The organism is Amycolatopsis sp. NPDC101161 (assembly GCF_044768185.1).
In the GTDB taxonomy this organism is placed as follows: Bacteria; Actinomycetota; Actinomycetes; order Mycobacteriales; family Pseudonocardiaceae; genus Amycolatopsis.
The window spans coordinates 1,674,452-1,693,854 of record NZ_JBIWPI010000001.1 but is presented as its reverse complement, the minus strand read 5'-3'; the positions used below and the strand labels follow the sequence as shown (position 1 = coordinate 1,693,854).

General features: G+C 73.2%; 15 protein-coding genes. 2 read left to right on the top strand and 13 right to left on the bottom strand.

Annotated features, from left to right (window positions below):
* Window positions 1–2: 2 nt before the first annotated feature.
* The 5 genes from ACIRSS_RS08290 to ACIRSS_RS08270 are packed head-to-tail and all read right to left on the bottom strand — an operon-like array spanning window position 3 to window position 6,904.
* The gene (locus ACIRSS_RS08290; protein ID WP_400892122.1) at window positions 3–1,256 is read right to left on the bottom strand and encodes an ATP-grasp domain-containing protein; all 1,254 of its coding nucleotides are present in this window, start codon (window positions 1,254–1,256) and stop codon (window positions 3–5) included.
* A 10-nt stretch (window positions 1,257–1,266) separates the two neighbouring features.
* Window positions 1,267–3,219, bottom strand: a complete 1,953-nt coding sequence (locus ACIRSS_RS08285) for an acetyl/propionyl/methylcrotonyl-CoA carboxylase subunit alpha (RefSeq protein ID WP_400892120.1) — start codon at window positions 3,217–3,219, stop codon at window positions 1,267–1,269.
* 6 nt (window positions 3,220–3,225) lie between these two features.
* Window positions 3,226–4,830, bottom strand: a complete 1,605-nt coding sequence (locus ACIRSS_RS08280; protein ID WP_400892118.1) for a carboxyl transferase domain-containing protein — start codon at window positions 4,828–4,830, stop codon at window positions 3,226–3,228.
* Entirely contained in the window at window positions 4,827–6,032 is a 1,206-nt protein-coding gene (locus ACIRSS_RS08275; RefSeq protein WP_400892116.1) for an aminotransferase class I/II-fold pyridoxal phosphate-dependent enzyme, read from the bottom strand. The genes ACIRSS_RS08280 and ACIRSS_RS08275 overlap by 4 nt, the downstream gene beginning before the upstream one ends.
* A gap of 11 nt (window positions 6,033–6,043) precedes the next feature.
* Window positions 6,044–6,904 carry a 3-hydroxybutyryl-CoA dehydrogenase gene (locus tag ACIRSS_RS08270; protein WP_400892114.1) on the bottom strand — a complete coding sequence of 287 codons (861 nt, stop codon included), beginning with the start codon at window positions 6,902–6,904 and terminating at the stop codon, window positions 6,044–6,046.
* Between the two features lie 610 nt (window positions 6,905–7,514).
* On the opposite strand from ACIRSS_RS08270, the gene ACIRSS_RS08265 reads away from it, so the two are divergent.
* Window positions 7,515–10,736: a helix-turn-helix transcriptional regulator gene (locus ACIRSS_RS08265; protein ID WP_400892111.1), complete on the top strand. Its 3,222-nt coding sequence runs from the start codon at window positions 7,515–7,517 to the stop codon at window positions 10,734–10,736.
* Here the strand turns inward: ACIRSS_RS08265 and ACIRSS_RS08260 are convergent.
* Window positions 10,699–11,871 carry an MFS transporter gene (locus ACIRSS_RS08260; protein WP_400892108.1) on the bottom strand — a complete coding sequence of 391 codons (1,173 nt, stop codon included), beginning with the start codon at window positions 11,869–11,871 and terminating at the stop codon, window positions 10,699–10,701. The two genes, ACIRSS_RS08265 and ACIRSS_RS08260, sit on opposite strands and share 38 nt — an antisense overlap.
* Window positions 11,872–11,940: 69 nt before the next feature.
* Here ACIRSS_RS08260 and ACIRSS_RS08255 point away from each other — a divergent pair, with 69 nt between their 5' ends.
* Window positions 11,941–12,384: a winged helix-turn-helix transcriptional regulator gene (locus ACIRSS_RS08255; protein WP_400892106.1), complete on the top strand. Its 444-nt coding sequence runs from the start codon at window positions 11,941–11,943 to the stop codon at window positions 12,382–12,384.
* On the opposite strand, the gene ACIRSS_RS08250 is transcribed toward ACIRSS_RS08255, so the two are convergent.
* The 7 genes from ACIRSS_RS08250 to ACIRSS_RS08220 form a co-directional block, all read right to left on the bottom strand.
* The gene (locus ACIRSS_RS08250) at window positions 12,375–13,586 is read right to left on the bottom strand and encodes an alpha/beta hydrolase (RefSeq protein WP_400892104.1); all 1,212 of its coding nucleotides are present in this window, start codon (window positions 13,584–13,586) and stop codon (window positions 12,375–12,377) included. The genes ACIRSS_RS08255 and ACIRSS_RS08250 overlap by 10 nt on opposite strands.
* Window positions 13,583–13,831 carry a hypothetical protein gene (locus ACIRSS_RS08245; protein ID WP_400892101.1) on the bottom strand — a complete coding sequence of 83 codons (249 nt, stop codon included), beginning with the start codon at window positions 13,829–13,831 and terminating at the stop codon, window positions 13,583–13,585. The genes ACIRSS_RS08250 and ACIRSS_RS08245 overlap by 4 nt, the downstream gene beginning before the upstream one ends.
* Window positions 13,828–14,457 (bottom strand): VOC family protein, encoded by a 630-nt coding sequence (locus tag ACIRSS_RS08240; protein WP_400892099.1) that lies wholly within the window; start codon window positions 14,455–14,457, stop codon window positions 13,828–13,830. Before ACIRSS_RS08240 ends, ACIRSS_RS08245 begins: the two co-directional genes overlap by 4 nt.
* A 312-nt stretch (window positions 14,458–14,769) precedes the next feature.
* Window positions 14,770–15,483, bottom strand: a complete 714-nt coding sequence (locus tag ACIRSS_RS08235) for a TetR/AcrR family transcriptional regulator (RefSeq protein ID WP_400892096.1) — start codon at window positions 15,481–15,483, stop codon at window positions 14,770–14,772.
* Window positions 15,480–16,232, bottom strand: a complete 753-nt coding sequence (locus ACIRSS_RS08230) for a maleate cis-trans isomerase (protein WP_400892093.1) — start codon at window positions 16,230–16,232, stop codon at window positions 15,480–15,482. The genes ACIRSS_RS08235 and ACIRSS_RS08230 overlap by 4 nt, the downstream gene beginning before the upstream one ends.
* Window positions 16,229–17,875 carry a (2,3-dihydroxybenzoyl)adenylate synthase gene (locus ACIRSS_RS08225; protein ID WP_400892091.1) on the bottom strand — a complete coding sequence of 549 codons (1,647 nt, stop codon included), beginning with the start codon at window positions 17,873–17,875 and terminating at the stop codon, window positions 16,229–16,231. The genes ACIRSS_RS08230 and ACIRSS_RS08225 overlap by 4 nt, the downstream gene beginning before the upstream one ends.
* A complete protein-coding gene (locus ACIRSS_RS08220) occupies window positions 17,872–19,347 on the bottom strand; it encodes an FAD-dependent monooxygenase (protein WP_400892089.1) in 1,476 nt (491 codons plus the stop codon). Before ACIRSS_RS08220 ends, ACIRSS_RS08225 begins: the two co-directional genes overlap by 4 nt.
* Between the last annotated feature and the right edge of the window lie 56 nt (window positions 19,348–19,403).

Sequence of the window (19,403 nt, the reverse complement as noted above, 5' to 3'; positions counted from 1 at the left end):
GGTCAACGCAGGGCCCACAGGCCCGGCAGGCGGTCGGGTTCGGACTCGGGGACGAACTTCACCGAGTCCACGAGGTCGGCGGCCAGCGCGCTCGCCGCTTCGGGCGTGTCGGCCCCGACGACGACCAGGCCGACGCGGTCACCGGACCGGTGCACGGGCTTGATTTCGTCGCCGGCCTTCACGCCGAGTTCCGCGTACAGGACGGCGGGGTGCGCGAGGACTTCGTCCCAGCCTTCGACGGCGGCGAGCCGGCCCGGCGGCGGCGTGAAGTACCGGACGGCGGCGCCGCGGCTCGGTTCCAGGGGCACGTCCGGGAACGGGCGCCCGAGCATGTCGTCGAAGACCAGGCCGAACAGCTCGAGGCCGGGGATGGCGTGGGCGAGCATGCGGTGGATCCAGTCGCCGCCGAAGCGGCCGTGCACCTCGCCGAGCACGACGCCGGCCGGGGTGAGCCACAGCTCGACGTGGAAGCCGCCGACGCGCAGCCCGAGCGTCCGCAGCGCGCTCGACACCTGCTCTTCGATCTCCCGTCGCCGGGCCTCCGGCAGCGGCGCGGGCAGCAGGTGCCCGGTCTCGACGAAGAACGGCGGCGGCACCTTCTCCTTGGCGGTGACGGCGAGGATCTTCGGCACGCCACCGAGGAAGACGCCCTCGACGCTGAACTCCGGCCCGTCGACGAACTGCTCGACGAGGAACGGCTTCGCGTCCGGCAGCAGCGCGATCGCCGCGGGCAGCTGCCCGGCCTCGGTCACCAGGCTGACGCCGGTGCTGCCCATGGCGTCACGGGGTTTGACGATCCACGGCCCGGCGTACTCACGCAGAAACGCCTCGGCTTCCGCTTCGTTCGCGCACAGCCGGACGACCGGCTGCGGGAATCCGGCGGCGGCCAGGGCTTCGCGGCAGGCGTCCTTGGTCCGGACGCGGTGCACGGCCTCGGGCGGGTTGCCCGGGGCGCCGACCGCTTCCGCCGTCTCGGCGACGGCCACCTGGGCCAGTTCCTGGAGCGCGTACACGGCGTCGAAGCCGCGGTCGCGGGCCCAGGCGGCGGACTCGCCGGGCTTCAGCACGTCCACAGTGGACACTTCGGCGGCCTTCGCGACGACGTCCTCGGTCGCGGCCAGGATCTCGGCGGTGTTGGTGACGTGCACGCGGATGCCCCGGGCCGCGGCCTGGGCCAAGGCTTCCGCGGCCATGTCGAGACTGAAGGTGAGCGGCCGGGCGCCGCCGACGAACAGCAGGGTGGGTTCATCGGACATGGTTTCTCCTTCAGGGGGTGAGGGTGACGAGGACCTGGTCGGCGGCGACGAGTTCGCCGGGGGCGCAGGAGAGCCGGTCGACGGTGCCGGCGAACGGCGCGACGATGCGGTTCTCCATCTTCATCGCCTCGACGATCACCAGCAGTTCCCCCGCTTCGACCCGGCCGCCCGGCTCGCACGCCACGCCGACGACCGCGCCGGGCATCGGCGTGCGCACCGCGCCGTCCGAGGCCTCGCCACCGCCTTCGTCGAACGTCGGCCGGGACAGCGCGGCGCGGTGGCCGCCGATGACGATCTCGTAGCCGTCCGAGGTGGGCAAACCCGTCCAGCGGGTGGATCCCACCGTGCCGCGGACCAGGCCGTCCGCCGCGGGTCCGGCCAGCACCGTGACGCGGCGCCCTTCGGCCTCGACGTGCAGTCCGGCCCGGTCGCGGGCCAGCAGCCGGGCCTCGCGGTCGCGGCCGTCGAGGCGCAGGACGAGCCGGCCGAGCGGGGCGTCCGGGTCGAGCGCGGCGCGGTCGAACGCCCCGATCGTCCCGGTCCACGGCGAGGCCGCGGCGGTCCGCTCGGGCACCGCCATGGCGGCCGCGCACGCCAGCGCCTGCGCGTCGCGGTCGTGGGTCGCGGGGCGGGCGGTGACGCCGTCGACGAGGTGGGTGTCGACCTCGCCTTCGACGACCCGCGGCTCGGCCAGCAGCTCGCCGAGGAAACCGAGGTTCGTGGTCAGGCCGACGAGGGTGGTGTCCTCGATCGCCGTGCGCAGGCGGGCGAGCGCCGCCGGCCGGTCGGGTCCGGCGGCGACGAGCTTCGCGACCATCGGGTCGTAGAACCCGGGCACCGCGCCGGAGTCGTCGAACGCGGCTTCGACGCGGACGTCCCGGGGCCACCGGACGACCTCGGCGCGGCCCGGCGCCGGCCGGAAGCCGTGCGCGGGGTCCTCGGCGTAGACGCGGCACTCGATCGCGTGCCCGGTCGCCCGGATCTGCCACTGCGGCAGCGGGATCGGCTCGCCGTCGGCGATCCGCAGCTGCCACTCGACGAGGTCGAGGCCGGTGATCTCCTCGGTGACCGGGTGCTCGACCTGCAGCCGGGTGTTGACCTCCAGGAAGAAGAACCGCCCGTCGCCGTCGAGGATGAACTCGAACGTGCCCGCGCCGACGTAGCCGAGCGCGGTGGCGCCGCGCACCGCCGCGTCGAGCAGGGCGCGGCGGGTCGTCGGCGGCAGGTGCGGCGCCGGTGCCTCCTCGACGATCTTCTGGTGCCGCCGCTGCAGCGAGCACTCGCGTTCGAAGAGGTGGACGACGGTGCCGTGGCGGTCGCCGAAGACCTGCACCTCGAGGTGCCGCGGCGCGGCGACGTACCGCTCGGCCAGCAACCGGCCGTCGCCGAAGCCGGCGCGGCCCAGGCGGACGGCTTCGGCGACCGCCTCGGGCAGCTCCGCCTCGTCGTGCACCACCCGCATGCCCTTGCCACCGCCCCCGGCGACGGGCTTGAGGATCACCGGGTACCCGATCCGGCGCGCGTCGGCGAGCAGGACGTCCGCCGACTCGGTCGCGTGCTCCGAGCCCGGCAGCACCGGGACCCCGGCCGCGGCCATCAGCTCGCGGGCGCGGGCCTTGTCCCCCATCGCCTCGATGGTGGCCGCGTCCGGTCCGATGTAGACGAGCCCCGCTTCGGTGACGCGGGCGGCGAACTCCGGGTTCTCCGACAGGAAGCCGTAGCCGGGGTGGACGGCGTCGCAGTCGGTGCGCAGGGCCGCTTCGACGACGGCGTCGATGTCGAGGTAGCTCTCCCGGGCCGCGGCCGGTCCGATGTGGACGGTGTCGACCGCGCCCTCGAGGTGGGCCGCCCCGGCGTCCGCGGCGGAGTGCACGGCCACGTAGTCGACGTCCAGCCGGCGGCAGGTGCGCGCGATCCGGCGGGCGATCTCCCCGCGGTTGGCGATGAGCACGCGTTTCGGCATCGTCCCTCACATCCTGAAGACCCCGAAGCGGGTCTCCCGCTTCGGCGCGTCGGCGGCCATGGCCAGGCACAGCGCGAGCCAGTCCCGGGTCTCGACCGGGTCGACGACGGCGTCGACCCACAACCGGGCCGCGTAGTACAGCGGTTGCGCCTGCCGTTCGTAGGCGGCGAGGATCGGCTCGCGGATCTCCGCCTCCTCCTCGGGCGTCAGCTCGCGGCCCTCCTTGGCGAGCTGGTCGCCGCGGATCAGCGTCATCACCTTGGCCGTCTGCTCCGCACCGACCACAGTGGACCGGGCGCTCGGCCACATCGCCATCAGCTGCGACCCCATCGAGCGGCCGCACATGGCGAAGTTGCCCGCGCCGTAGCTGCCGCCGATCACCAGGCTGAACTTCGGCACCTTCGCGCACGACACGGCGTTGACGAGCTTGGCGCCGTGCTTGGTGATCCCGCCGGCCTCGTACTCGGCGCCGACCATGAACCCGTTGATGTTGTGCAGGAACAGCAGCGGGATTTCCCGCTGCGCGCACACCTCGATGAAGTTCGCGGCCTTCTGCGCGCTCTCGGAGAACAGGACGCCGTCGTTGATCAGCACGCCGACCGGGTAGCCGCCGACGTGCCCGGTGCCGCAGACGATCGTCGGGCCGAACCGGGCGCGGTACTCGGTGAGCTCGCTGTCGTCGAGCAGCCGCGCGAGGACTTCCCGCGCCGGGATGTGCTCCTTCAGCCCGGCGCTGACCACGCCCGGCAGCTCCGCGGGGTCGTACTTCGGCAGCCGGGGCGTCCGCGGCGGCGGAGACAGCGGCGGCCGGGTGCTGCGCGCGGCGAGGTCGCGCAGGATGGCCAGGGCGTGCTCGTCGTTCTCGGCGAGGTGGTCGGCGACCCCGGTGACGCGGGTGTGCAGGTCGGCGCCCCCGAGCGTTTCGGCGTCGACGACCTCGCCGGTGGCCGCGCGCACCAGCTGCGGGCCGCCGAGGAACACCGTGCCGGTGCCGCGGACCATCACCGTCTCGTCGCACATCGCCGGGATGTACGCCCCGCCCGCGGTGCACGAGCCCATCACGGCGGCCAGCTGCGGCAGCCCTTCGGCCGACATCTCCGCGATGTTGCGGAAGATGCGGCCGAGGTGGTCCTCGTCGGGGAAGAGGTCTTCCTGCAGCGGCAGGAACACCCCGCCCGAGTCGACGAGGTAGAGGCAGCCCAGGCCGTTCTCGCGCGCGATCTTCTGCCCGCGCAGGTGTTTCCGGACGCCGAGCGGGAAGTACGTCCCGCCCTTCACGGTGGCGTCGTTGGCGAAGACCATGAACGGCCGGCCGGCGACGATCCCGACGCCCACGACGAGCGCGGCCGAGGGGACCGGCTCGTCGTAGACGTCGTGCGCGGCGAGCTGCCCGACCTCCAGCAGCGGGGTGCCGGGGTCCAGCAGACGGGCGATGCGCTGCCGGGCGGTGAGCTTGCCGCGCGCGGCGTGCTTGCGGTGGGCCTTCTCGGTGCCGCCGGCCAGCGCCGCGGCTCGCGCCCGGGCGATGACCTCGCGGTTGACCTCGAAGTCCTCGGCGTTGCGGCGGAACCCGGCCGAGGCGACGTCGACGTGGGAACGCAGCGCCGTCACGCGTCCCCCAGCGTGCCGAGGAGGGCGGCGAACCGCTCGATCTCGGCCGTGGTCATGCTGGCGCGCAGCATGATCCGCAGGCCGGCCTTGCCGCGGCCGATGATCGGGAAGAAGATCGGCGAGACGTAGAAGCCGTTGCGGAACAGGTCCTGCGCGAGCCGGACGGTCGCGTCCTCCGAGCCGACCCGCACGAACCGGATCGGCAGCCCGTCACCGCGTTCGCCGGTCTCCACCAGGCGGTCGAAGAGCGCGATGTTGTCCTGCAGCCGCTGCTGCAGGAGCGTCAGCTCGTCGGTGCGGTGCAGCTCCGCGGACGCGAGCAGGCCGCCGAGGCCCGCGGTGTTGATGCGCTGCGACCACATCAGCGGGCCGCCGTTGCGCTGCGCGGTGTCCAGCCGCCACTGCGAGCCCCGCTTGCCGAGGAAGATCGCGCCACCGGACGCGCCGAACCCCTTGTTGAGCGAGGTGATGATGATCGTGCGGTCGTTGATCTGCCCGAGCTCCTCCAGCACGACGCCGCGGCCGCGGTGGCCGACGGTGGAGATGCCGTGGGCTTCGTCGAAGACGAGGAACAGGCCGTACTTGTCCTGCAGGGCCAGAAGTTCCTTCACCGGCGCCTGCCCGCCGGTGCTGTAGACGCCGTCGGCGACGTAGGCGACCCGCTTGTGCTGCTTGCACAACGCTTCGAGCGCTTCGACGTCGTTGTGCGGCACCACCGCGACCTCGGTCTCATCGGCGACGCTCGGCTTCATCGCGTTCAGGCAGAAGTGCGCGTTCTTGTCGAACACCATCAGCGGCGGTTCGCCTTCGGTGAAGATCCCGGAGGCGACGAGCGGCAGGGCCGCCCACGCGGCGGCGGCGCACGAGTTGAGCGTCACGGCCTCGACGTCGAAGAGATCGGACAGCGCCGCTTCGGCGTCCCGCAGGGCACCGAAGCGCACGCGCATCCGGGACGTCGAGGTGTTCAGCGCGCCCTCGGCGAGGACGGCGTCGGCGGCGGCTCGCACCAGCTTCGGGTGGGTGTCGAGGCCGAGGTAGGAGTATGAGGACATGTTGACGAACTCGTGGCCGTCGTCGAGCGCGCGGTGGCGGCCGTCGCCGAGGCCGGCGACGACGACGTCGAACAGCCCGGCTTTGTCGGTGACGTCCCAGAAGTCGTCGCTGATCCGGGCGGACTTCTTGATGTTCAGGAACGAGTGCACGGTTTTCTCCTTCAGTACGTGTGGAAGCCGCGGCCGGTCTTGCGGCCGAGGTGGCCGGCTTCGACCAGCCGGGACAGCGACGGCGGGGCGGCGTAGAGGGGCTGCTTGAACTCGTCGTGCAGCGCGGCGGCGATGGCGGCGACGACGTCGAGGCCGATCAAGTCGGCCAGCCGCAGCGGGCCCATCGGGTGCGCGCAGCCCAGTTCCATGGCGCGGTCGACGTCTTCGGCCGGGCAGTAGCCGGTGTCGACCATGCGGATCGCGGCGAGCAGGTACGGGATCAGCAGGGCGTTGACGACGAAGCCGCTCTGGTCGGCAACGGTGATCGGCTGCCGGTCCAGGGTGTGTTCGGCGAACGCGGTGATTTGCTCGGTCACCTCGGGGGCCGTCGGCAGCGCGGGCACGACCTCGACGAGCCGCATCGCCGTGACGGGGTTGAAGAAGTGCAGGCCCAGCACGTGGTCCGGCCGCGTGGTCGCGGCGGCGAGCCGGGTGATCGCGATCGCCGAGGTGGTGCTGGCGAGGATCGCGTCGTCGCCGGCGATCTTGTCCAGCGTGGCGAAGAGGCCGAGCTTGAGCTGCTCGTCCTCGGGGATCGCCTCGATGACGAGGTGCCGATCGCCGAGCTCGGCCAGGTCCGTGCCGACGCTGATCCGGGCCAGCGCGGCGTCGCGCTCGTCCGGGGTCAGCTTGCCCTTGTCGACGCGGCGGCCGAGCGACGCCGCGATCTTCCGCGGCGCCGAGGTCAGCGACGACTCCCGCGACACCGCCAGCCGGACGTCGAGCCCCCGCGTCGCGCAGAGCTCGGCGATCCCCGCGCCCATCGTGCCCGAGCCGACCACGCCGACCCGGGTGATTGCGTTCGCACCCACTTGTTTCCCCGCATTCTGCCGGGCCACCGCATTCGCGGCGGCACCTGAGTTCGAGACCGGAATGCCCGAAGGTTCGGGTTTGAGGGCGCACCGCGGGAACGCGTTCACGCCGAAGTCCGGCGGCGCGTTCATTCGCGGTGGTACCCCAGTGCCCCGGTTACTTCACCCCAGCCGTGGCGTTCGCCAGTCTGCCCATGCCGGGTGCCGCCGCGCCATGGGGGCCGCTCCCCCACCTTTTCCGCGGACCTCGCGTTTTCCCCGCGAGCAGGGCGAATCCCGACGTCGGGCCGGTGGCCTGGACCACTTGTGCGGCCGGAGTCACGGCGTCCAGGTGGGACGCGTGGCCGCCCGGGGCGTGTCAACCACCGAACGGACTATCCGGGCGGTCCGCCCCGCCCGCCGCCCGCCGGGGAAACCTGGGGGAACCCGCCCCAGGCCGTCCGGTAAAGGCGTTCCGGTATCGCCGCGGTGAATTCCAGCATTCGGTCCCGGTTGGCGCTCCGGTGCTTGTCGTGTATCCAAGAAGTGGCCGTCCGGAGGGGCGCCGGAGCTGGGGGCTCAATTCGATGCGTGAATACGATTATTCCTTTTCCGCGGTTGCCGACCGCGCATGCTGATCCGCTCACCGGAGCTGGTCGGCCGGGACGCGGAGCTGCGTGAACTGGCCACGGCGTTCGACGCCTCGCTGGCCGGCCGGGGCGGGGCGGTCTTCCTCGCCGGGGAGAGCGGGATCGGCAAGTCCCGGCTCGCCCGTGAGGCGGCGGCGCGCGCGGCCGGCCGTGGTGCCCGGGTGCTGCGCGGGCAGGGCAGCTCGGTCGGCCCGGTGGTGCCGTTCCGGCCGCTGGCCGAGGCGTTGTTCTCGCTGACGCGCGACGCCGAGCCGGTCGACGTCGGCGAACTCGGCCCTTACCTCCCGGCGCTGGGCGTGCTCGTGCCCGACTGGCGGAGTGGCCCGGAATCGGACCCGCCGCTTCTGGTCGTCGCCGAGGCGGTGTTGCGGCTGCTGGCCGTGGTCGGCCGGGCCGGCGGCTGCGTGCTGGTGCTCGACGACCTGCACGACGCCGACGCGGAGACGCTGTTCGTGCTGGAGTACCTGGTCGGCAACCTGGACTCCGCCCGGGTGCTGCTGATCGGGACGATCCGCGACGACCCGTCCGCCGCCCGCGACATCGCCCGGTCCGCGGCCCGGCGCGGCGCCTGCGTCCTGCGCACGCTGCCGCGGCTCGGCCCGGGCGCCGTGCACGACGTCGTCGCGGCGTGTCTCGGCGCGGACCGCGCGCGGGTGCCCGCCGAGACGGCCACCCACTTGTGGCGGCTCAGCACCGGGATCCCGTTCCTGGTCGAAGAACTGCTGCACGAGCTGGTCGGCGACGGGCTGCTGACCGACCGGCCCGGGGGCTGGCACCTGGCGGACACCGGCACCGTGCCCGCGGCGCTGGCGGGCAGCGTCGCCACCCGGACGGCGCGGCTCGGGCCCGACGGCGCCGGACTGCTGGCCGCGGCGGCGATCCTCGGCCCGCGCTTCGCCGCGCCGGTGGTGCAGCGGGCCGCCGGGGCCGACGACCGGACGGTGGCGGCGTTCCTCGACGCGGCCGTCGACGCGCGGCTCGTCGAGCCCGATCCGGCGGCGCTCGGCTGGTACACGTTCGGGCACCCGCTGACGGCCGAGGCGGTGCTGGCGCAGCTGGGCCCGACGCGGCGGGCGGAGCTCGCCCGGCTGGCGGCCGACGCGGCCGAGCTGCTGCACCCCGGCCTACCCGGCGACTGGTGCGCACGGGTGGCCGAGCTGCGCCGGCTCGCGGGCGACCGCGCGGCGGCCGGGCGCCTGTTCGCCGACGCGGGCCGCCGGGCCCTGGAGTCGGCGGCGGCCGGGTCCGCGGTGGAGCTGCTCGTCCGCGCGGACGCGTTGCTGACCGAGAGCCCGGATCTGCGCGGCGCGGTCCTGGAATCGCTGGTCTTCGCGCTCGGCGAGACCGGGCAGTTCGACCGCGCTTCCGCGTTGGCGGCCCGGTTTTCCGAGGTGGGGCTGTTCGACCGGGCGGCGGTCCTGCACGCGCGCCTGGCGTGGGCGGCCCACTCGGCGGGCCGCCCGGCGGCCGCGCTCGCCCACCTGACGGCGGCCCGCACCCGCACCCGGTCGGACCGCCGGCGCGCGGCGGTCGACGCGGTCCAGGCGTTGCTGCTGCTGGAGGAACCGGACCGGGCGGCCGAAGCGGAGCACCTCGCCACGGCGGCGCTCGAGCAGAGTAACGACCCGGTCGTGACGTGCCAGGCGCTGCTCGCGCTGGGGGTCTTGGTGCGTTCGCGGGATCCGGAAGAGGCGAGGAAGTCACTGGAGCGAGCCCACGCGCTGACCGAGTCCCACCGGATGCCGTTGTGGCGCACGCATGTGCTGCTGCGGCTGGGCGAGCACTTCGCGCTGACGGAGGGAGATACGGGCGGCCTGGCACTGGCCCGCGAGCACGCCCGCCGCGCCGGTTCGGTGCCGGCGGCGAGGATGGCCGAACTCGCGATCGTCCTGCACGGGCTGGTGCTCGGTGGGGAGTTCCGCGCGGGTGAGCAGAGGTTGGCCGAGCTGGAGCGGGAAACGGCGGTCCGGGGCGAGTGCGCGGCGGAGGAGATCGCCAGTGCTTGCCCCACAGGCGCAACCCGGGGCGACCGCGAGGCCCCGGCCGGAGCGGCCGACTCCGACCACCGCGCAATCACCCAAGCCAACCACGCCGGGCTGGCCAGCACCCGAGCCGACCGCGAAGCCACGGCCGGAACGACCGACTCCCACCACCACACCGCCACCCAAGCCGACCGCGCCAGGATCGGCAGCACCCGAGCCGACCGAGAGGCCCCGGCCGGAACGACCGACTCCCACCACCGCGCAACCACCCAAGCCAGCCACGCCGGGTCGGCCAGCGCCGCCAGCCGAGCCGACCGCGAGACCCACGCCGGAGCGACCACCACCCCCGGAGCCCACCGCGCGAGCACTCCCGATTCCAACAGCAGCACCGTCATCCGGGCCATCTCCGCGGCCCACCAAGCCGACCGGGCGACCATGACCGAGGCCGTCGCCGAACTCCGCGCCACCCGCGGCGACCACCACCCCGACCTCACCCTCACCCTCGGCCTCGCCCAAGCCGTCTGTGCCCTGCTCGAGGAAGACCGCGACCGCGCCCGGCGGGACCTCAACCGCGTGCGCCACTCCGGCAGCTCTCCCCTCGCCGGTCACCACGGCCTCGCCCTCCTCCTCGACGTCCTCGCCGGCGATCTGCCGCAAGACCGGCTCGACGCCGCCACAAACACTCCCGCGAGCCGGTTTCGGTGGAACCGGCAGTTCGCCGCCCTGGCGCAAGCCGTCGCCCACGGCCGGCACGGCGACACCGCCGCTGCCGAAGCCGCCGCCAAGGAAGCCCGCGAAGCCGCCTACCCCTACCGGATGGCCGCGCACCTCGGGGCGCGGCTCGTCGCCGAAGCCGCGCTCGCCGACGGCTGGGGCGAACCCGTCCCCTGGCTGCGGGCCGCCGAGGAGTACTTCCACGACGCCGCCGTCCCCGCCGTCGCCGGGGCCTGCCGCACCCTGCTGCGCCGGGCCGGGGAATCCGTGCGGCAACGGCGGCCCGGCCTCCACCGCCTCCCGCGCGAACTGCGGGACGCCGGGGTCACCGTCCGCGAATACGACGTCTTCCGGCTGCTGGCCCACCGCCTCGGCAACACCGACATCGCCCGGCGCCTGCTGATTTCCCCGAAGACCGTGGAAAAGCACGTGTCCAGCCTGATGGTGAAGACGAAGCTGCCCGACCGCGTCACCCTGTTCGACTACGCCGCGGCGCTCGGGCCGTGAGCCCCGCCATCCACGTGACCAGGGCGCCGAAGGCCGACGCCGCGCCGAGAACGGCCGAGCCCGGCCAGCCCGCCACGTCGTACACCGCCGTCGTCGCGGCGGCACCGGTCGCCGAGCCGAGGGAGTAGAAGACCATGTACCCGCCGATCACCGTGCTGGTGCGGCCGGGGAACGCGGTCGTCAGCACGTGCTGGTTGGCGACGTGCACGACCTGGACGGCGAAGTCGAGCAGCAGCACACCGAAACCCGCCAGCAGCAACGACCAGCCCAGCTGCCCGATGGCGAGCCACGACCCGAGCAGCAGCACGAGCGCGATGCCGGTGACGCGGCCGGCGTGTCCCGCGTCGCCCCAGCGGCCGGCCCGGGCCGCGCCCAGCGCGCCCGCGAGCCCGGCGACGCCGAACAGCCCGATCTGCGTTTCGTTCAACCGCCACGGTTCGCCGGCCAGGGGCAGCGCCAGTCCGCTCCACAATGTACCGAAAGACGCGAAGAGGAAGAACCCGATCAGACCCCGGCGGAGGAACAGCGGCCGGGTGAAAAGCCTGGCGAGCGACCGGAGTATCCGCCCGTAGGACTCGGTGCCGGTCCGGACGTCCGCGGGCAGCGCCACGAGACACAGCGCCGAAAGTACGGCGGCGAGGACCGCGAGCGCCAGGTAGCTGCCGCGCCAGCCACCGAGATCCGCCAAGGCTCCGGTGAGCACCCGGGCGCCGAGGATCCCGGCCACCACGCCGGACGTGACGACGCCCAGCGTGCGCCCGCGTTCGGCGGGCGGCGCGATCGACGCGGCATACGCGACCGTCGTCTGCACCACCACCGCGAAGAGCCCCGCGACGGCGAGACCGCCGAACGCCACCCAGGCGACCGGTGCGGCCGCGGTGACCGCCAGCCCGGCCGCTACCAGGGCGAGGTGGGCGGCGATCAAGCGACGCCGGTCGAGCCGGTCGCCGAGCGGCACCAGCAGCACCAGCCCGGCGAGGTAGCCGAGCTGCCCGGCGGCCACGAACCAGCCGACGGAGTCCCGGGGCACACCGAGGTCGTCACCCATCGGGCCCAGCACCGGCTGCCCGGCGTACACCCCAGCGACCGCGACGCCGCACACCACGGCCAGGAGCAGCCTCGTCCCGCGTCCCACGACACCTCCGATTGGTTGCGATTTGCAACTCTTCGGAGAGTAGGCGAGAATGGTTTCATTACGCAACTCATGGGAGAAGCGATGTGGACGGACCCGACCTGCCCGGTCGCGCGGGCGGCGGACGTGATCGGCGACCGGTGGAGCCTGCTGATCATCCGCGACGCGATGGACGGCGCCCGCTCGTTCACCGACTTCCAGCAGCGCACGGGCATCGCCCGCAACATCCTCACCGACCGGCTGCGCAAGCTCACCGGGCACGGCCTGCTCGTCCAGGTCGAGGCGCCGTCGGGCAAGCGGCGGCAGTACGCGCTCACCGAGGCGGGCCAGGACCTGTTCGCCGTGATCGTGACGCTGCGCCAGTGGGGTGAGCGGCACGCGTTCGAAGCGGGCGAGCCGCATTCGGTCCTGGTGGACGAGCACGGCGCGGTCGTCCCGCCCCTGGTGCCCACCGCACCCGACGGCGCACCGCTGACCTGCGACACGACCTCGGTGCTGAAGGTGGATCAGCTATAGCGCTTGCCCAGCCATTCGACGATCTCGGCGGCCGCGAGTTCGTTCCCCGTGGGCTCCCCTTCCGCGATGGCGCCGCCGAAGTGGAGACCTCGCACCGTGGTCGCCGTCAGGTCCGCGGCGCCGAGGGAGGCGATCATGCGGCGGGAGTCGGCCGGGAACGCCGCTTGGTCGCCCGTCAGCTCGATGAACAACGTCGGGATCGTGACGCCCGGTCCACACCGGACGAAGTCGGCGCGGGAGCTGAGGCCGGACCACGTCGACAGCCACGCTTCCGGCGTCGCGAGCCGGCCGAACCCGACCAGCCCGTAGTCGATCAGGTCGGGGCGCTTGCCGAACAGCGAGCCGTACGGCCGTTCGCTGGGGTCGAGGCTCAGGTCGACCGTGCGCGGGTCGGCGTCGGTGCGGAACACCGTGAGCACGCGCGGCGCCAGCGAACGCCGGCGGTCTTCGGCTCGGCCGCTCGTTTTGAACGCTGTGCGCGCCGCCGCGGTGCCGGCCAGGTGCGCGCGGGCCACCGCGTCGATGCGGGCGACGCGGTCACGTTGCGCCGCGCGGTAGCGCTCCAGGAATTCCTTTGTGTAGCAGGAACTTTCCGGTGGTTCGGCGAACCCGTTGGCCGGGGAGAACGGGTCGAGTTCGGGGACCACGGACATCGGGTCCGCCTCGTCGGCCACGGACGGGTCGATACACGCGAGCAGCAGCTTGCCCTGGCCGGGGTGCGGCGCCAGGAAGACGACGCCGTCGGGCAGCGGCATCTCCGCTTCGGCCAGCCGCGTCGGGCGCCCGCCCGGCGTGGTCTCGACGCGGTCGGTGAGCGCGGCCTGCTCGCAGTAGTAGGCGAAGAGCGTGCCGCCGCCCGAGTGCCCGAGCACGACGACCGCGTCGAAACCCTGCTGCCGCAGGAAGACCTGCCCGGCGGCGACGTCGAGGAGCGCTTGCTCGTGGACGAGGTTCAGGTCGTTGTTGACCGAGCGGGTGTGCTGGGTCCAGACCGCGAACCCGGCCCGCAGCAGCAGCGGGACGAGCGGGTGGTGCGTCAGGTCCTGCCGCGGGTGCATCAGCGCCACGACGGTCCGCGCACCGGCCACAGTGGACAGTACGCCGCGCACGGTCGCACCGTCCACAGTGGTCAGCTCGTGCACGGTGGACGCGGGCCGCTCCCCCGCGGCGAGGTACCGGCCGGCGCCCAGGCGGCCGCTCACACCGGCTCCACGCGCAGGGCGTCCTTGTCGTGCTGGGTGATCCGGCTGTCGCGCGCCACGCCGCCCACGCACGAGTACCAGACGGCGTGCCGGCAGCCGGTCGCGCGGCGGTCGACCACGATCGGCCCGGTGGCGCTGATCTCGAAGTACGGCCCGATCCGCCCGACGGTCACCGCGGCGTCCTCGGCGGCGATCTTCGCGACCGCGGTGTTTTCCGGGACGTCGAGGACGTAGAAGGCGGTCATCGCACCGGTTCCCAGTCCGCCGCGCGCTCGACGATCAGCTCCGCCTTGCGCGCGAGGAGCTTCCCGAAGGTCGGCTCCGGCTCGCCGACGACGTCGAGGAGCGCGTCGATGGTCAGGGTGGCGTCGAGGTCCTCCTGCGGCGTGACGGGCCGCATCGCGCGGGTGATCTCGAACATGTAGCCGTTGGGGTCGTGGGTGTAGATCGACTCGATGGTCTCGTGCTGGATCTGCATTTCGACGGGCCAGTCGCTCGCGTCGAGCCGGCGGCGGTACTCCAGCAGGTCGGCTTCGTCGTTCACGTGGATCGCGAGGTGCCGCGAGCGCACGAAGTACTCGGGGACGTCCGCGCCGAACCGCGCGTAGACATCGCCTTTGACGCCTTCGGGACCGCCGACTTCGGGGGTGGAGCCGAAGTAGTAGAAGAACGCGATCCGGTCGTCGTTGCCGATGTCGAAGAAGAAGTGGATGAAGTCGGGGTGGTTCTCCGGGCCCCACCCCGCCGCGCAGATCGAGTGCACGACGGGGAACCCGAGCACATCCCGGTAGAACCGCACGGTGGCGGCGGGGTCGAAGGTGGGGAAGGCGACGTGGTCGACGCCCCGCACCCGGTGGTCCAGCTCGGTCATGACTGCCTCCCGCGTGGTCTCGTGAGCTTCACGGTACGCGGGAGTCAACGGATGCGTCAATATTCTGACGCCTGTGCCGAACGCCACGAAGCGACGCCCCCTGGCTGACTTCGGACGCCACGGACACGGATTCCGACACGGTCCACAGTCTGCTGCGTGTCGCCGAGATCGAGACGGGCAACGCGGCCAAGTCCGTTCTGCACCACCTGCGGCTGCTGGCGTTGGCATACCCGCCCGGCGCGACTACCGACTCCGGCCTCGATCCGGACGGCCGGCCCGACCTGTCGACCTTCCCGTTGCCCGGGACCAGCGTCAGACGTCGAGGATGCGCTCCAGGTGGTCCAAGTCCTGACGCAGCATCTTCAACGCCGCCGCCGGCCCCTCACCGTCGAGAACATGCTGGTCAGCCCGCTGCAAAGCACCCACAGCCATATCAGCCAGCTGTTCGACAACCGCCTCGGCGGTATCCCGCCCCCCAGGGTGGAACCACCACGCCACCCAGTTGCACATGCCCAGCACACCCAGCGCCGCGACACGACCGTCGACCGGCCGGAACCGGCCCGCTCGCACGCCCTCGTCGATGACCCCCGCGATCGTCTTCAGCACCGCCCGGCGCCCCTCGTCGTACGCCTCCGTCAGCTCGGCCGGCAGCTCGGCCTCCGACCGGATCAGCAGCCGGAACCGCTCCGGCTGCCGCGCGCGGCGGCCGACGATGATCTCCACGATCCCGCGCAGCTTCGCCACCGGGTCGAGGTCGCGCGCGACCAGGTCGGTCAGCTCCTCCAGCGGCCCGTTGGTGACCTCCGTGACGAGCTTGGCCAGCAGCTCTTCCTTGCTCTTGACGTAGTAGTAGAGCGCCGGGCGCGTGATCCCCAGAGCGTCCGCGATGTCCTGCAGGCTCGTGCCGGCGAAGCCGCGCTCGGCGAAGAGCCGGGTGGCGTGCTCGTAGAGCTCGTTCTCCACCAGTTCCCGCCGGGCGGTGGTCCCCTTTTCGCGGGACCCGCCCCGCGGTGTGCTGCCGCTCATCCTCGTGATGGTAGAGGTCCCACGAGCAGCCGACCGGCTCCCGGCAGCCGCGGCGCCAGGTTCAAGCCCTTCAAGAGCGCGTACGCGCCCGCCGTCGCGGCCGACAGCACCGGCAGCCCGAACTCCGTCTCCGCGGGTTCGACCAGGTCCAGCGACGGCATCTGGACGCAGGCGGAGATCACCAAGGCGTCGGCCCGGGAGAGGTCCAGCCCCCGCGCGGCGGCCAGGACACGCGAACCGGGGATGCACCCCACCTCCGCGTTGTCCCCGACCTCCAAGGCGGCCCAGTCCACGACGTCGAAGCCCTCCGCGCGCAGGTAGGCGACCACTTCTTCGGCGAGTGGACGCAGGTACGGCGTCACGAGGGCGATCCGCCGGGCGCCGAGCGCGCGCAGCCCTTCGACGAGCGCTCCGGCGCTGGACAGCACCGCCGGGTGCGCGTCGCGCGCCGCCAGCTGTCCCACGACTGCCTTCTCCGTGCGCACGTGCTCGCCGGGGCCCTGCGCCATCACCGCGACGAGGCACGCGTAGAGCAGCGCGTCGACGCCGGCGTCGGCCAGCTCGTCGACGCAGCGTTCACGCTGGGCGTTCATCGCGCGCAGCTCCTCCGGAGACACCTGGTGCATGCGCATCCGGCTGCTGTGGAAGGAAAACGCGGCGGAGGGGTGGCGCGCGAGCAGCGCCGGGATCTCCGTCTCGACGGTGACGTTCGAGCTGGGGACGACGAGGCCGATGCGGTGCGGGGTCACGGGGTTTCTCCTTGCTCGGTGGCGATCTTCGCGGCGATTTCGGCCTGCAGGCGCTTCTTGTCCAGCTTCCCGACGAGGGTGCGCGGGATCTCCTCGACGACTTCGACGCGTTCCGGCCACTTGAACTTGGCCACGCCCAGCTCGGCGAAGTGCCGTTGGACTTCGGGCAGGTCCAGGGGGCCGCCGACCACGAACGCGCACGACCGCTCCCCCAGGCGCGGGTCGGGCATGGCCACGACGGCGGCCGCGGTGACGCCCGGGTGGCGCAGCAGGAGCAGCTCGACCTCTTCGGCGTTGATCTTCTCGCCGCCGCGGTTGATGACGTCCTTGATCCGGCCTTCGATGCTCACGTACCGCTCGCCGTCGAGGACGCGGACCGCCGCGAGGTCGCCGGTGCGGTAGAAGCCGTCAGTGGTGAACGCGCGCGCGTTGTGCTCCTCGGCGTCGAAGTAGCCGCGCAGCGTGTACGGGCCGCGGCAGCACAGCTCGCCGATCTCGCCGTCGGGGACTTCGTCTTCGGTGCCCGGTTCGAGCACGCGTACCTCGTCCATTTCGGACAGTGGCGTCCCGACGGTCGTGGCGCGCGCGGTCCGGGGCGCGCCGGGGCGGGTGGTGAGGAACAGGCCCTCCCCCATGCCGAACAGCTGCCCCGACCACAGCCCGCGCCGCTCGAGGTCGTCGAACAGCGCGGGCGGGACCTTGCTGCCCGACAGCACCACCTGCGTCAGCGCGGCCGAAGCGGCGGCGAACCCCGGGTGGGCGACGGCCCGGAAGTGGCCGTGTCCCAGCAGGACGTGCGTGGCCGCTTCACGCGCCAGCAGCGGGAGCGACGCGTCCAGGTCGGCGGTGCCGAGGATCAGCGACGCGCCGACGCTGTGCGGGCCGTGCAGGGCGCAGACGATTCCCGCGTTGTGCACGATCGGGATCAAGTGGGCGACGCGCGACTCGGCGGTCCATCCCCAGGACCGGGCGTAGGCGAGGGCGTTGTACCAGTACTCGGCGTGCAGCCGCGGGATCACCTTCGGCACGCCGGTGGTGCCACCGGACAGCTGGAACACCGCGACGTCGTCCGGCCCGATGCCCGCCTGGATCTCCTCGACGGTCTTGCGCGCGGCCCCGGCGTCGAGGTCCCGGCCGAGCGCGTCGACGGCGATGCCGCGCGGGTCGTCGCCCAGCACCAGCACGTGCCGCAGGGTCGGGTGCCCGGCGGCCTGCTCGATCGCGAAGCCGACGAGGTCGAACCCGCCGGTCTCGACGAGGTGCGCGACGGCGCCGACGCGGCGGCTGACCTCGCCGATCTCGTGCCCGCGGTGCGCCGCGAGGGTGCACACCGGCACGAGGCCCGCCTTGAGCACGCCGTACCAGGCGAGCACCGTGCCGAGCCGGTTGGTCGCCTGGAAGAGCACCGGGTCGCCGGGTTCGAGCCCGAGCCCGGCCAGGCCGGCGGCCAGCAGGTCGGTGCGCTCGTCCAGTTCGCGGAAGGTGACGCGGCCGTCGAGCGCGACGACGGCGTCGCGGTCCGGGTGGGCCCGCGCGATGTCGTGCAGCTGCGTGGCGATCGTGCGGGTCCCCCACAGCCCGCGGTCGCGGTAGGCGCGCACGACGTCCTCCGGGTAGGGGACGACTTTGTCACCCCGGCTCATGCGGTCTCCTCGATCAGGTCGGTGCGGGCGCTGACCAGGCCGGCGGCCAGGTCGCCGCGCAGCGCCGCGGGCCCCGCCACCAGCACGATGCCACCGGTTTCGAGCCGGACGCGCTCGGCGAGGTCCAGCCGGGTGAGCAGCGCGCCGCGGTCACCCGGTCCGGTGAACCGGAACCCGACCGCGCCCCGGTCCCGGGCCTCCCGGGCGCGAGCCACGACCGCGTCCCCGGCGGGATCCCACGGATCTTCGACGACGTCGTCGATCGTGACGAGGTCGGCGGGCCGCGTCGGCTGCCGGTCGAGGACCCAGTCGACGAGCCCGTCCGCGGGTGGGGACGTCCCGGCGTACTGGGTGAGCGCGGCCCCGACGACGTCCGGACTGGTGGCGGCGAAGCGGTCCAGGGGCACGTTCCCGGCGCGGGTCATGTAGGCGACCATCAGCCGCTCGACGGGCAGGTGCAGCCGCGCGGGGAAGGACTCCCACCACAACCGGCTGCGCCGGGCCAGCTCCTGCAGCCGTTCGACGGCCGGCCGCCGCTCCGCCTCGTACCGCGCGAACGCCTCGGCCGGGCCGGACGCGGACCGCAGCGCGTCGACCAGGCCGATCGCGTCCTCCATGGCCAGCTTGGTGCCGGAGCCGATGGAGAAGTGCGCGGTGTGCGCGGCGTCGCCCAGCAGGACGGTGTTCCCGGCCGACCACCGGGCACAGTGGACGGTCCGGAACCGCAGCCAGCGCGTGCGGTTGCCGATCAGCCGGTGGCCGCGCAGCGGCTCGGCGAAGGCGTCCTGCAGGTACCGCAGGGAAACCTCGTCGGACGCCGTCTCGGCGACGGCCCGGTCGAATCCCGCCCGCCGCCACGTCGCCTCGTCGGTTTCGATGAGGAACGTGCTGCGGCCGGTGCCGTACGGGTAGGCGTGTGTGACGAAGACGCCGTGCTCGGTGCGCACCGGCTCGAACAGGGCGTCGTCCAGCGCGAAGTCGGCGCCGCACCACAGGTACAGGCCACGGCCGGTGCCGATCCGGGCGCCGAAGTCACCCTGCTCGCGCGTCGCGCTGCCGACGCCGTCGGCGGCGATCACCAGGTCGGCGTCAAGGTCGGCGGACGCGCGGCGGACGCCGAAGTGCAGGTCCACCCCGGCCTTCTCCGCGTGCCGCTGGAGGATGGCCAGCAGTTCGGTGCGGGCGACGCCGACCAGGCGGTCGTTGCGGACCCGGGCGACGCGCCCGTCGACCCGCAGGGTCATGTCGTGGCGGCAGCCCGCGGCGACGACGTCGCGCAGGGTGTCGGGGTCGGCCGCGGCCAGCTTGCGCTGGGTGCCCGCGGCCAGCCCGACGCCGAACCCGAAGGTCGTGTCCGGCTCGCCCTGCTCGTGCACGGCGACTTCGCAGGACGGAAACGCGAGCTTGAGCAGACGGGCGGCGTAGAGCCCGCCCGGCCCGCCGCCCAGCACCGCGACCCGACGTGGCTGCATCTCCGACCTCCTTGTTTGACAACTACGTCGACTATTTGACGTCAACGACCAGTCAC

Excerpts from the sequence above, each read along its gene's own strand:
- ACIRSS_RS08245 (WP_400892101.1), bottom strand. The coding sequence starts at position 13,831 with ATGACCGCCTTCTACGTCCTCGACGTCCCGGAAAACACCGCGGTCGCG.
- ACIRSS_RS08285 (WP_400892120.1), bottom strand. The coding sequence starts at position 3,219 with ATGCCGAAACGCGTGCTCATCGCCAACCGCGGGGAGATCGCCCGCCGG.
- ACIRSS_RS08290 (WP_400892122.1), bottom strand. The coding sequence starts at position 1,256 with ATGTCCGATGAACCCACCCTGCTGTTCGTCGGCGGCGCCCGGCCGCTC.
- ACIRSS_RS08225 (WP_400892091.1), bottom strand. The coding sequence starts at position 17,875 with ATGAGCCGGGGTGACAAAGTCGTCCCCTACCCGGAGGACGTCGTGCGC.
- ACIRSS_RS08240 (WP_400892099.1), bottom strand. The coding sequence starts at position 14,457 with ATGACCGAGCTGGACCACCGGGTGCGGGGCGTCGACCACGTCGCCTTC.
- ACIRSS_RS08220 (WP_400892089.1), bottom strand. The coding sequence starts at position 19,347 with ATGCAGCCACGTCGGGTCGCGGTGCTGGGCGGCGGGCCGGGCGGGCTC.
- ACIRSS_RS08255 (WP_400892106.1), top strand. The coding sequence starts at position 11,941 with ATGGGAGAAGCGATGTGGACGGACCCGACCTGCCCGGTCGCGCGGGCG.
- ACIRSS_RS08235 (WP_400892096.1), bottom strand. The coding sequence starts at position 15,483 with ATGAGCGGCAGCACACCGCGGGGCGGGTCCCGCGAAAAGGGGACCACC.
- ACIRSS_RS08265 (WP_400892111.1), top strand. The coding sequence starts at position 7,515 with ATGCTGATCCGCTCACCGGAGCTGGTCGGCCGGGACGCGGAGCTGCGT.